This is a genomic window from Pseudophaeobacter sp., from assembly GCF_048267565.1.
Classification (GTDB): domain Bacteria; phylum Pseudomonadota; class Alphaproteobacteria; order Rhodobacterales; family Rhodobacteraceae; genus Pseudophaeobacter; species Pseudophaeobacter profundi.
This window is the reverse complement of the sequence record NZ_JBLWXG010000002.1, coordinates 349,167-362,000: the sequence shown is the minus strand read 5'-3', so window position 1 is coordinate 362,000 and position 12,834 is coordinate 349,167. Positions and strand designations below refer to the sequence as shown.

The 12,834-nt window shown below is 60.0% G+C and carries 11 protein-coding genes and 1 tRNA gene; 7 read left to right on the top strand and 5 right to left on the bottom strand.

The features are described 5' to 3' along the window. Positions 1–41: 41 nt before the first annotated feature. From ACN0VH_RS08160 to ACN0VH_RS08150, 3 genes are all read left to right on the top strand, one after another. Positions 42–335 (top strand): hypothetical protein, encoded by a 294-nt coding sequence (locus ACN0VH_RS08160; RefSeq protein WP_278922023.1) that lies wholly within the window; start codon positions 42–44, stop codon positions 333–335. Further along, on the top strand, positions 307–1,008 hold the full coding sequence (locus tag ACN0VH_RS08155) for a winged helix-turn-helix domain-containing protein (protein ID WP_278922024.1): 702 nt from the start codon (positions 307–309) through the stop codon (positions 1,006–1,008). Before ACN0VH_RS08160 ends, ACN0VH_RS08155 begins: the two co-directional genes overlap by 29 nt. Before the next feature lie 291 nt (positions 1,009–1,299). Beyond that, complete coding sequence (locus tag ACN0VH_RS08150) at positions 1,300–3,021, top strand: DUF427 domain-containing protein (RefSeq protein ID WP_278922025.1); 1,722 nt, start codon at positions 1,300–1,302, stop codon at positions 3,019–3,021. A 92-nt stretch (positions 3,022–3,113) separates the two neighbouring features. Here the strand turns inward: ACN0VH_RS08150 and ACN0VH_RS08145 are convergent, their stop codons facing one another. Next, positions 3,114–4,148, bottom strand: a complete 1,035-nt coding sequence (locus ACN0VH_RS08145; RefSeq protein ID WP_278922026.1) for an ACP S-malonyltransferase — start codon at positions 4,146–4,148, stop codon at positions 3,114–3,116. Further along, positions 4,145–6,334 (bottom strand): thiamine pyrophosphate-dependent enzyme, encoded by a 2,190-nt coding sequence (locus ACN0VH_RS08140; RefSeq protein ID WP_417700267.1) that lies wholly within the window; start codon positions 6,332–6,334, stop codon positions 4,145–4,147. The genes ACN0VH_RS08145 and ACN0VH_RS08140 overlap by 4 nt, the downstream gene beginning before the upstream one ends. Before the next feature lie 251 nt (positions 6,335–6,585). On the opposite strand from ACN0VH_RS08140, the gene ACN0VH_RS08135 reads away from it, so the two are divergent. Together ACN0VH_RS08135 and ACN0VH_RS08130 are read left to right on the top strand one after the other, a co-directional pair. Further along, positions 6,586–7,164, top strand: coding sequence for a 3'-5' exonuclease (locus tag ACN0VH_RS08135; RefSeq protein WP_417700265.1), 579 nt, complete (start codon positions 6,586–6,588; stop codon positions 7,162–7,164). 170 nt (positions 7,165–7,334) lie between these two features. Then, complete coding sequence (locus ACN0VH_RS08130) at positions 7,335–8,048, top strand: substrate-binding periplasmic protein (RefSeq protein ID WP_417700264.1); 714 nt, start codon at positions 7,335–7,337, stop codon at positions 8,046–8,048. 125 nt (positions 8,049–8,173) lie between these two features. On the opposite strand, the gene ACN0VH_RS08125 is transcribed toward ACN0VH_RS08130, so the two are convergent. After that, positions 8,174–8,249: transfer RNA gene (locus ACN0VH_RS08125), tRNA-Lys, on the bottom strand. Between the two features lie 186 nt (positions 8,250–8,435). On the opposite strand from ACN0VH_RS08125, the gene dapF reads away from it, so the two are divergent. Both dapF and mtaB read left to right on the top strand, forming a co-directional pair. Then, on the top strand, positions 8,436–9,275 hold the full coding sequence (gene dapF, locus ACN0VH_RS08120) for a diaminopimelate epimerase (RefSeq protein WP_278922030.1): 840 nt from the start codon (positions 8,436–8,438) through the stop codon (positions 9,273–9,275). A 1-nt stretch (position 9,276) separates the two neighbouring features. Then, the gene (mtaB, locus tag ACN0VH_RS08115) at positions 9,277–10,533 is read left to right on the top strand and encodes a tRNA (N(6)-L-threonylcarbamoyladenosine(37)-C(2))-methylthiotransferase MtaB (RefSeq protein ID WP_278922031.1); all 1,257 of its coding nucleotides are present in this window, start codon (positions 9,277–9,279) and stop codon (positions 10,531–10,533) included. A gap of 157 nt (positions 10,534–10,690) precedes the next feature. Here mtaB and ACN0VH_RS08110 read toward each other — a convergent pair whose 3' ends face one another. Next, entirely contained in the window at positions 10,691–11,482 is a 792-nt protein-coding gene (locus ACN0VH_RS08110; RefSeq protein WP_278922032.1) for a cytochrome c1, read from the bottom strand. A gap of 19 nt (positions 11,483–11,501) precedes the next feature. Further along, a complete protein-coding gene (gene petB, locus ACN0VH_RS08105) occupies positions 11,502–12,833 on the bottom strand; it encodes a cytochrome b (RefSeq protein WP_278922033.1) in 1,332 nt (443 codons plus the stop codon). Position 12,834 lies beyond the last annotated feature (1 nt).

The following is a 12,834-nucleotide window of genomic DNA, read 5'->3' as shown; positions in this document are numbered from 1 at the left end:
TTGTTATTGAATATCGGCGGGGTTCGGCGCAGGGTAAGGGCATGAAACATTCCCTTGCTATACCGCTGATAAGCATGGCCCTCTTGGCGCTTTCCACGCCTGTCCTGGCCGCCGATTGCTATGCCGATTACAAGGCCAAGCAGAACAATCCGCTGAAACTGCATTACGGTGTGATCCAGATCCAGGGTGCCTGTCGCAAAGCCGATGCAAAGAACGAAATTCAGGCCCGCATTGCGCCTGCGGGCTGGACTCTATTGAATGTGATGACGGTCTTTGGCCCCGAAGGCCTACAGCAGAGGAAGGCCAATGCCGGACCCTATTTTCTCCGTTTCTGAGGCCCGCATGGCGGGCAGCCGCATTATCGCCTTTGGTATCGCCTTGATTGCCGCATTGCTTGCGCTGGCCGGCACGGTCCTGTTGCTGACGCTGCCTGATGGCAATGCCTTTAACGCGCGGGTTGAACAGCTATTTGTTGAAAACGACCTGACCAGCCAGGCCGAAATCAAGCTGCTTGAAATCCTCGCCCAATCGGGTACCGCCTTTGCCGATACCCTGGCCAGCTACCGGATGGTGATCTTTGTGCTGCTGCTCTTTGCCACCGCGATGATGATCGTGGCGCTGGTGGTTCTGGCCATGCTGGTGCTGCTGAACCGCCGTATGGCCCAGATCGAACGCTCTGGCATTCAGGTTACCGAACTACTGATCAGCCGCGAAGAACATACCGTCTACCTCAACAGCATGGGCTTCAAACTGACCGCCGCCGCGATGGAGACCCTCTCGGCCCTGGCCGAGGCCCGCATGGATGACGATGTGCTGTCAGGTGCCGAGATAGAGGCGGTGATTTCCGGACGCCACAGCAGCGAGTGCGAAGAAGCGGCCGGCGCCACCCGAATCAAGCGATTGCGCGACACCCTGGGAAATCAGATGGTCAGCGAGCTTTTGGTCAAGAATATCGCCAAACGCGGCTATGTTCTGGCGATCAGCAAGGATGTCATTCGCATGGTCTGATCCCCCCAGCCCCCATTCCCAACCACGACCATGACTATCAAGGGGCGCGACACTGCCTGCCACGCCAGCGGGTGATTAAAGCTGCTTGAGGGGAAATAGGTTTTTCGCAGAAAAACAATGTCCTGCAAGGCTCACACATGCGCTGTGCAGGGATGCTCTGTTTCGCCACTGGATATTCCACCCGAAAATCCCACATAGAAGGCTACTTCCGTTCTGGAAGCGGCCTTGGGGGCTTTCATGTGCCTGCGGCCCAAAAGGCCCCCGCCGGGCGGGGACAAAAGGACAGATCAAATGAACGCGCAAATCCCCCCCCAACCCCCAGCTTCTGGGCCACAAAACTCAGGCTCTGGCCCGCACCGCCGCAGCCTGCAAAACCGTGGCTATGGTATTCTGGTCGAACCCCTGCGTGGGGAAGTGCAGGTACGGCGCAACGGCTGTCTCTTGGCCAAGAGCACGCGCGCGCGGGTGATGTATGAAACCCGGCTACCGCCCACCATCTATATTCCGCGCGATGATCTGACCGTGGATCTATCCAACAAGGTGGGGCTGCAAACCTTTTGCCCGTTCAAGGGGACGGCCTTTTACCATGATCTGAAGCTGGACGACGGCCGGGTCGACAATGCGGTTTGGATCTATGAAAATACCCTGCCAGAGGCCGCCCAAATCGAAGGCCATGTCGGCTTTGTCTCGGATCCCTGCACCAAAATCGATCTGGGCGAAAACCTAATTGCGCCGCCAGAATATGGCAATATCTCTGGCCCGCTGATCGACTGGCTGCTGCGCGAGGCAGCCTTTCTGCCAACCCCAGCCGAGTTCACCCAGGCCTTTTCGGAAAAGCTGCTGGAGCAGGGGGTGCATCTGTCGCGGCTCTCGGTGCTGGCCTGGTCGCTGCATCCGCAGATTGCCGGTAAGAACTTCATCTGGCAGCGTGCCACCAATGAGGTGACCACCTATGCGCCCAGCTATGAAATCTATGAACACCCCTCTTATCACGCCAGCCCGCTGCGCCATGTCTCGCGGGGCCGGGGCGGCGTGCGTCACCGCATCGACCGCGAAGACTCGCAGGATGCCTTTCCGATCCTCAGCGATCTGCGCGCAGCTGGGTCCACCGACTATGTCGCCATGCCGCTGCCCTTCTCCGATGGGCGGATCAATGTGCTGACTGTTGCTTCGGATCACCCGGATGGGTTTTCCACTGCGAACCTTGGCCTGATTTTTGAATGCTCGGCAGTGGTGGCGCGCTATTACGAGGTCTTCATGCAGCGCGAAAACGCCCAGAGCCTGCTGGAAACCTATGTCGGCAAACGCACGGGCGCGAGGGTTCTAGGCGGCGAGATCCGTCGCGGCGAAGGCGACGAAATCGACGCCGCCATCATGTTTTGCGATCTGCGCGGCTCCACCCTGCTCGAGGAACAGCTAGGCCGGGGCGACTATATCAAACTGCTGAACGGGTTCTTTGAAACCGTCTCGACCATTGTGCATGACAACGGCGGCGAAGTGCTGAAATTCATTGGCGACGCGGTGCTGGCGGTGTTTCCTGCCGAAGCTGACGACGAAGAGGCCCGCGCCCAGGCTCTCCGCTCTGCCCGCAGCATTCCCCCGGCGATTGCCGCACTGGCCGCCGAACATGGCTTGCCGCGGCTTGACTGCGCCAGCGGCATTGCATTTGGCACCGTGACCTATGGCAATGTCGGCTCGCGCGAGCGACTGGATTTCACCGTCATCGGCCAGGCCGCCAATGTCGCCGCCCGCCTGGGGGATCATGGCAAGAGGCTGGGGCATCAGATCGTGGTCAGCCAGAATTCTCTGCCCGGTGCCTGCCAGAACGCCACGCCTCTGGGTCCGCTGCAGCTGCACAATGTCAGCACCCCTGTCGAGAGCTACGCTGTGGCCCCGCTGCGCGACGCCCCTATCTCCAAGGCGGAAGACACCCTCCAGGCAGGCCCACCGCCGGTCCCCGTCACAGTCATTGCCCCGAACAGCGGCGACAACTCTGTTCGCCCGGTCAAATAGATCCGGTGCGGATCTGCGGTCTGGCAGGGGGTGTTTGGGCCTGCCAAAATACGCCCGGCGCGCGGGAGCCCCACGCAAGCCGGGCGCAACCACTAGGGTGTGACCCGCGCACGCTGCGCCGCATCACCCATTGAAATCAACAGCGGCTCACCCTCCTGATGCGCCTTAAACGCCGCCTTGTCCTGCATTCCGCGCCAACCCTGATGCACCAGTGACTGCGCCACTGCGCCGCCCAGGGTGGTACCGGGGCCTGTCACAATGAACAGATCCGGGGCAAATTCCAGAGCTGCAGTCTGCACCGCGCGGGTAAAATCATAGGGTTCGACCACCTGATGCCCCAGAGTGTAGTCCCACAGCGCCGCCAGATCGGTGGATCCTGGCTGCCAAATCGCCCCGCGCCCATCCACCAGCGGCAGCGCAGGCTGTCCCAGCATATCCGCCGCCAACCGCTTGCGCCCCTCGGCGGCAACCGGGGCCTGCAAGCCTGTATGAAAGCCCGCGTGATTGGCCAGTCGCATGGGAAAACGGTCTTCCAGTGGTGGCACCGAGGCCTCAAAGGCGGCAAGCCCGGCCGCATCCCCTGCCAGTACCAGCATACCGCCCAGATCAATCGACAGGGCCAGCACATGATCCGCACGGGCATTGATTTCCCCCACCAGCGCCAGCAAGGCCGCGCGGCGCGCCGGATCAGGCCGCCAGTCGGGCCCTGTCACCGGATAGACCAGCTGACCGCCAATCAGGTGCTCTTGCATCAGACGGCCCATGGTATTGACCAGATCAAACCCATTCTGCGACGTCAGCGCCCCGGCAACCGCCAGCGCGATGTACCACCCCATAGAATTGCCAGTGACCGCCACCACCTCGATATCATCCGCCAGAGACTGTGCATCTGCCAGGGATGCGGCATAGATCAGGGGGGAGGCCACATCGCCACGTGAATATTTCGACACCGAAAACCGCGTTGCCCCATCCAGGGCGGTGACCTCTTCCTGCCCCTGCGCGGCCCGCGCCGCGTCAAACCCCGCAAAGAGCGCCGCCTTATCGGCATGATGACGGTGCAGATAGCCAAGTTCCGGCTTGTTATAGGTGCCCCGGCCGGGACAGATCAAAACGGCTGTGCGGGTCATTGCTTTGCTCCTACCAGATCCAGCGCGGCGGCAAGGATGCTGTCCTTTGACGGCAGCGTGGCGGCATAGGCCGGCCCGGTCGCGATAAAGCAATCCTCGGCAGCGATACGCGCCGCCGGGCGATCACCTTGCTCGCAAAACAGGGCCATCAGTGCCTCGGATTGGCTGCCGGTGGTGCGACATTCATCGACGATCAGCACATGTTTGCAACCTTTGGTGGCCGCAATCAGCGCCTCTGTCGGCAGTGGCGCCAGCCAGCGCAGGTCGATAACGCGGGTCTTGATGCCGCGCGCCTCCAGCTCGGTCTGGGCCTGCGCCGACAGATAGCGGCCATTGCCATAGGTGACGATGGCCAGATCCGTGCCCTCGCCATGCTGGCCGACATCGCCCAAAGCAATGCTTTGATCAGGGGCCGGGTAATGCCGCATCCATTCCCCATCCTTGGCCTCGTGCAGATCCCGCATCGGATACAGTGCAATAGGTTCAACAAAGACCACCACCCGCTGCTCCTCGCGCGCCAACCGCACGGATTCGCGCAGCATCATCGCCGCTTCCGCCCCATCCGACGGGCAGGCAATCACGATCCCAGGAATGTCGCGCAGCACCGCCAGCGAGTTGTCATTGTGGAAATGGCCACCAAACCCCTTTTGATAGCCCAGCCCCGCAATGCGCAGCACCATCGGGTTGCTGAACTGCCCGTTAGAGAAAAACGGCAGGGTTGCCGCCTCACCGCGCAGCTGGTCTTCGGCATTGTGCAGATAGGCCAGGAACTGGATTTCCGGCATCGGCACAAAACCATTGTGCCCCATGCCAATGGCCAGCCCCAGAATCGACTGTTCGTCCAGCAGCGTGTCGATCATCCGATCCGGGCCAAAGCGCTGGTGCAGTTTCTGCGTCACCCCGTAGACGCCGCCCTTGCGGCCAACGTCTTCGCCCATCATGACAATTTCACCATGCTGCAGCATCAGATCGGTCAGCGCCCAGTTGATCAGCCGTGACATCGGCTGGGCGTCATCCATCGCCCGCATGTCACTGCCAAAGCATTTGGCGCGCGCCTCTGGGCTGGGGCCATTGCTCGCGGCACAGGCGCGCGCAGGCGGGATAAGACTGGCCGCGACATCTGCACCGGTTTTCAGATGCGGACGCGTCACCACCTCGGCGCGGATACGTTCAACACGCGCGCAGGTCTCGCGGTAGATCTCCAGCGCCTCGGCACGGCCAAGGGCACCGGATTGTTCCAGCAGGCGCACCGAATGCAGCAGCGGATCATTGGCCTCATCCGCCTCCACCTCTGCCTTGGGCAGGTAGGTGGTGGGCACATCTGCCCCCGCATGCCCATAGAGCCGCACGGTGCGCAGATGCAGAAACGCCGGCTTCTTGCGGCGGCGGACATAGTCGGCGGCCTCTTGCGCGACCGCGTGCGCGGCATAGAGATCCAGCCCATCCGCCTGGAAATACTTGATCCCCGGACGACTGCGCATCGAGGTTTCAATCCAGCCCCGCGGCGTCTTGGTCGAAATGCCGATACCATTGTCTTCGCAGACAAACAGCAGCGGCAGCGGCGTTGATTGTACCGAGGTCCAGCCAGCCGTGTTGATCGCCCCCTGCGCCGTTGAATGATTGGCCGAGGCATCGCCAAAGGAACACATTACAAGGCTGTCGTCGGGCAATAGCTGGTGTTCCGGCGCATGGCGCTTTGCCGCTCCGATGGAATAGGCCGCGCCAACCGCCTTGGGCAGGTGGCTGGCAATGGTCGATGTCTGCGGCGGGATCATCAGCGCCTTTGATCCCAGCACCTTGTGACGCCCGCCCGAGGTGGGATCATCAGAAGAACAGGCAAAGGACAACAGCATATCCCAGGCGATGCGCTGCCCGGGCACCTGATCGGCACGGGCAATCTGAAAGGCAGCATCGCGGTAATGCAGAAAGGCCATATCATCCGGGCGTAGCGCCCGTGCCACAGCCGCCATGCCCTCGTGCCCGGAAGAGCCGATGGTATAAAACCCCTGCCCCGCCTTTTGCATCGACCGGCTGGTGATATCCAGCGCCCGGCTCAGCACCTGGGCGCGGTAGATGCCCACGGCCTGCTCTGCCGACAGATCACCGGCAGGCGCGGCGCCCTGCGGCAGTTGCCCGGCGCCAACCCGGTCCAAAAAGTTCTGATGCACGATCTGAGCGCGGTCCATTGGCTATCCTTTTGTCATACCTGCGCCCGTTATCAGCGAGAACAGACATGACTTCCAATGACAATATTCACCCAACACATGCAATTTCGGCATGAGTGGATCAGCGCAAAGCAGAGCCCGCGGCAATATCCTTTTGCCGCAAAATCGCGTAGTCCTGCCATATCCGCGCAATATCGCAGCCAAGGACCACGATGCCCCACAGCCAACCGACCGCTCGCCCTGGATCGCCTGACCGCAAGCACGACAGATCTTTGCCCAACGGTACCTTTAGATTTATCGCGCTGGATGTGGAAACCGCCAGCCGTGACAGCGCCAGCATTTGCCAGATCGGGCTTGCCTGTGTCACCGCCACCGGCCAGATCGTGACCTACAGCACCTATGTGAACCCCGAGCAGACCTTTGCCCCCTTCAACACCGAACTGCACGGTATTGACGCACAGACAGTGGCCTCTGCGCCCTGCTTTCCAGAGGCCTGGCAACGCTTGAAACCGCTGCTGCAACTGCACCACCTGGTGCAACACAGCAGCTTTGACAGCAGGGCGCTAGAGGCTGCCTGCCGCGCCTATCGCCTGCCCAATGCCGACCTCAGCTGGAGCGATAGCGTTCGAATCGCCCGCAAGGCCTGGCCCGAGTTCAAGGGCAATGGCGGCCATGGGCTGGCCAACCTGAAGCAAGAATTGGGACTGTCTTTCCACCATCACGACGCCGAGGAAGACGCCCGCGCCGCAGCGCAGGTGGTGCTCTTGGCAGAGGCGCGTCTGGGGCAAAGCTTCGACCAGATCAGCGGCACAGCGCGCAAAGCCCAATTCAACCTGCCGCTCGCAAAGTAAGAGGCACGCTGCCTGGTTCACGACCCACAGCCTCCCCCTGCGCCTCTTACCGCCAATTTGAAGTTCATTTGTGCCGATCAACCGGGCTGCATTAACCCCATGATCGTTTTCCGCACATACCCTTTGCAAATGTTAACCCCCGATCCGGGCGACAAATTGCGGAGACGAGAATGAACCTTGGTAGAAAAACGCGCTCACTGGCGGCGACAATAGCGTGCGGGGCCTCGCTTCTGGCCGCGCAGGCCATGGCCGAGCCAGTGCAGCTCACCACATTGGAATGGCCCCCTTATGTGAATGCAGATGGATCCGGCACCAGCACGGACCGGGTTATCGAGATCCTGAAAGGTGCGGGAATCGAAGCAACAGTGCGGGTTTTCCCCTGGAACCGCGCCGTCAATCTGGCCGCCAAAGATCCGGCATGGCTTGGCGTTTACCCCGAATACTACGCCGAGACCGATGATGCCGACAAAGCCGGGGAACGCTGCTTGTATTCCAATTCATTTGGGACCAGCCCGGTTGGCTTTGTCCAGCGTATCGATGCGCCGATCAGCTGGTCTGACCATGCCGATCTGACCGAATATTCCATCGGCGTTGTCGCGGGCTACCTGAACGAAGAGCATTTCGACACCATGGTCGCCAATGGGGAAATCAAAACCGAAGAGGTCGCCTCGGATGAGGCGAATCTCAAAAAGCTTGGTGCAGGCCGCATTGATGCCGCCGTGATTGATCGTGAAGTCATGGCGCATCTGCTTGCCACCATGCCAAAGCTTGCTAGCCAGTTGGAATTCAACGCCCAGCCGCTGGCCGAACACGGGCTGCATATCTGCTTTGAAAACTCAGAGGCGGGCCGCGATCTGCGGGATAAATTCAACGCAGCCTTTTAGCGCAGGCGCCTCATTGTCCAACACGGGGTCCAGATTCGTCTGGGCCCTTCCACTTCGGAATTCGGGCAAATACATGGCTAAAAAAGAGAAAGCCTCAGGCGTTTCCGCCTAAGGCTTTGATAAAGTGGTGAGCCGTGATGGGTTCGAACCATCGACCTACTGATTAAAAGTCAGTTGCTCTACCAGCTGAGCTAACGGCCCACTTTATAATCGCTGCTTAAGTGGTTTGTCTAAGTTGATCAAGCACTTAATTTGCTATCGTCTGACAAGTCCGTATCGTTCTTGCCGTCTCGATTGGCGGCTGTCTACGGTTAGCAGGGTAAGGGGTCAAGCCCTTTTTTGAACTTTATACGTCACAGACTGGATTCATTTTCATCGCAGGTCTATATGCCCGGTATGAGTATGTATCCAGATCCCCAATTTCCCTTCATGAAGATGCATGGGCTTGGCAATGATTTTGTCGTTGTTGATGCGCGCGCGCGAAAGCTGGCGATCACCCCAGCTCTGGCCAGGGGAATCGCCCACCGCCAGTTTGGCGTCGGCTTTGACCAGCTGGCGCTGATCGAGACGGGCACCGGCGATGCGCATCTCACCTTTTACAATGCGGATGGCTCGACCTCGGCGGCCTGCGGCAATGCCACCCGCTGCATCGCCCGCTATCTGATGGATGAAACGGGCAAGGATACCCTGCATCTGACCACTGATCGCGGTGATCTCTTTGCCCGCGATGCCGGTGATGGGCTGACATCGGTCAATATGGGCCTGCCGCAGCTTGCCTGGGATGAAATCCCACTGACAGAAGAGATGGATACCCTCGAACTCCCCATCGAAGGCAGCCCAACCGCCACCGGCATGGGCAATCCGCATTGCACCTTCTTTGTCGAAGACGCCGAATTGATTCCGCTGGCCGAATTCGGCCCACGCTATGAACACCACCCGCTGTACCCACAACGTACCAACGTGCAGGTCGCCCATATGGTCGGCCCCGATCACATCCGTATGCGCGTCTGGGAACGCGGTGTAGGCATTACACTGGCCTCTGGCTCCTCCTCCTGCGCCACCGCCGTAGCCGCCGCACGACGCGGCCTGACAGGGCGCAGGGTGCAGGTTGATCTGGACGGCGGCACACTCTGGATCGACTGGCGCGACGATGGCGTCTGGATGACCGGCCCGACCATGCATGTCTTTACCGGCAGCTTCACCGCCGCCTTTTTCGAAAGCCTCTGACATGTCCGCACCCAAGTTCACCACCCTGGGCTGCCGCCTCAACGCCTATGAAACCGAAGCGATGAAAGAGCTGTCCCAGCAGGCCGGTCTCGACAATCTCGTTGTGGTCAATACCTGCGCGGTGACGGCGGAGGCGGTGCGCAAATCCCGCCAGGAAATCCGCCGTCTGCGTCGTGATAATCCGCAGGCCCGCATCGTGGTCACCGGCTGCGCCGCCCAGACCGAACCGGAAACCTTTGCCCAGATGCCAGAGGTCGATACCGTCCTGGGCAATACCGAAAAGATGCAGCCGGAAACCTGGGCAGGCATGGCCGCTGATTTCATTGGCGAAACCGAAAAGGTCCAGGTCGATGACATCATGTCGGTGACCGAAACCGCCGGCCATCTGATTGACGGCTTTGGCACCCGTAGCCGCGCCTATGTACAGGTGCAAAACGGCTGCGACCACCGCTGCACCTTCTGCATCATTCCCTATGGTCGCGGCAACTCCCGCTCGGTTGCTGCCGGCGTGGTGGTGGATCAGATCAAACGGCTGGTGAATAAGGGCTACAACGAGGTTGTGTTGACCGGCGTTGATCTCACCAGCTGGGGCGCCGACCTGCCCGCCACACCAAAACTCGGCGACCTGGTGATGCGTATCCTGAAGCTGGTCCCCGATCTGCCGCGCCTGCGGATTTCCTCGATCGATTCGATTGAGGTGGATGAAAACCTGATGCAGGCTATCGCCACCGAACCCCGGCTGATGCCGCACCTGCATCTGTCGCTTCAGCACGGCGACGATCTGATCCTCAAACGCATGGCCCGGCGACATCTGCGCGACGATGCCATCCGCTTTTGCGAAGAGGCGACGCGCCTGCGCCCCGATATGACCTTTGGCGCCGATATCATCGCCGGCTTTCCAACAGAAACCGAAGCGCATTTTGAAAACTCGCTGAAGCTGGTTACAGACTGCAACCTCACCTGGCTGCATGTCTTCCCCTATTCAAAACGCGACGGCACCCCAGCGGCCAAGATCCCCAATCAGGTCAACGGCAATACCATCAAATCCCGCGCCGCCCGCCTGCGCACCGCCGGGGAAACCCAGGTGGCCCGCCACCTTGCCAAACAGGTCGGCAGATCACACCAGGTGCTGATGGAAAATCCCCATTTGGGCCGCACCGAACAATTCACCGAAGTGAAATTCACCAGCCCCCAGACCGAAGGCAAAATCATCTCCACCCGCATCCTCGGCATCGACGGCCCCCGGCTCACCGCCTGACGCCCGCAAAGCCTTTCATCTTGCTAAAAATACCTCGGGGTGAATGGGCGTTCACGCCCAGAGGGGCAGCGCCCCTGCGCCCGCCAGCTGCCCGAGCAAACAAAAAGGCCCCTGCAAATTACCTTGCAGGGGCCTTTCTGAATCTCAAACCAGCCTATCAGGCGGTTTTCTTACCCTTGTGCGGCGCCCAGAGCTTCTTGTTGGTCAGATACAGCAGAACCGACAAGACCGTCAGGATCAACACGCCAACAAATCCGGCCTGCTTGCGTGCCATCATCTTGGGCTCAGCAGTCCACATCAGGAAGGCCGCAACGTCCTGCGCCATCGCCTCGACGTTATTTTCATGCCCATCAGCGAACTCGACCTGCTCATCAAACAAGGGCGGGGCCATTGAAATCCAGCCGCCAGGGAAGGCGGTGTTTTCATAAAAGATCGTGCCCGCCTCTTCCTTTTCTTCGCCGGTATAGCCGTGCAGCAATGACGCGATATATTCCGCGCCACCAATGCCTTTGAACAGCTGGTTGATACCGGATCCATAGGGACCATGGAAACCGGCCCGCGCCTTTGCCATCAGGCTCAGGTCAGGGGCGCCAGCGGCGGTATTGGCAGGGAAATGGTCAATCGGCTTTGCCGGACGATCTTCGTCCAGTGCCGCGTCATAGACCGAGAAGTTGTCGGCAGCATAGGCGCGCACCTGGTCCTCGGGTAGCGCCGGGCCACCCTCATCCGCCAGGGTGCGCAGCGGCACGAATTTCAGCCCGTGGCAGGCCGAACAAACCTCAGTGTAGATCTGTAGGCCGCGCTGCAGCTGGTTTTGATCATAGGCGCCGAATGGTCCTTCAAACGAGAACTGAAAGTCCTCGACGTGGCCGCTTCCGCCTGCCGCATGGGATGCGACAGGGGCAAGGGCAACAGCGAAGGCGGCACCGATTGCGAGTTTCTTCAACATTGGTAGCTGTCCTTCTCAGTTACTCGGCAGGAGTGGCTGCGTCGGATTTCTCGCCGTAGTGGGCGTCGAAATCTTCTTCGATTGTAGCAGGCTCTGCCAGTGGCTTCTCGATGACACCCAGGATCGGCAGGATCACCAGGAAATAGCCGAACCAGTAGGCCGATGCGATCAGTGAGAAAGAGGCATAGGGCTCTTCCGCAGGCATCGCGCCCAGCCACATCAGGGCAAAGAAGTCAAAGACCAGCAGATAGAACCACCACTTGAACATCGGACGATACCGACCGGAGCGCACGCGGCTGGTATCCAGCCAAGGCACCAGTGCCATCACTGCGATCGCACCAAACATCGCCAGAACCCCAAAGAACTTGGCATCAACGATGCCACCGGTCACGAAGGAGGCAATCTGAACAACCCAAACTTCAGACGTGAAGGCCCGCAGGATCGCGTAGAAAGGCAGGAAGTACCATTCAGGAACGATATGCGACGGGGTCACCAGCGGGTTTGCCTCGAGATAGTTATCGGGGTGGCCCAGGTAGTTTGGCATAAAGCCGACGATGGCCCAGAAGATCACCAGAACCACGGCCAGGCCGAGGAAATCCTTGATCACAAAATAGGGCCAGAACGGCAGGGTGTCTTTCTCGGCTTCCGCTTTCGACCCCTTGCGCACATCAACCCCGGTTGGGTTGTTGTTGCCGGTGGTGTGGAAGGCCCAGATATGGACCACAACCAGCGCCGCGATGACAAAAGGCAGTAGATAGTGCAGCGAGAAGAAGCGGTTCAGCGTGGCGTTGTCCACCGCAGGTCCGCCCAGCAGGAAGGTCTGCAGTGCTTCGCCAACAAAGGGAATCGCGCCAAACAGGCCGGTGATCACGGTCGCACCCCAGAATGACATCTGACCCCAGGGCAGAACGTAGCCCATGAAACCAGTGGCCATCATCAGCAGGTAGATGATCATGCCGATGATCCAGGTGATCTCACGCGGGGCCTTGTAAGAGCCATAGAACAGGCCGCGGAAGATGTGGATATACACGGCGACAAAGAACAGCGAGGCGCCGTTTGCGTGTACGTAGCGCAGCATATAGCCACCATTCACGTCGCGCATGATGTGCTCAACCGAGGCAAAGGCCATATCGGCGTGGGGGGTGTAGTGCATCACCAGCACAATGCCGGTAACAATCTGCAGTACCAGGCAGAAGGCCAGTACAATGCCCCAGATCCACCACCAGTTCAGGTTCTTCGGGGTGGGGATCATGATGGTGTCATAAACCAGGCCGACGATGGGCAGGCGGCTATGCAGCCACTTTTCTGCGCCCGTCTTTGGTTCGTAATGGTCGTGCGGAATACCGGACATT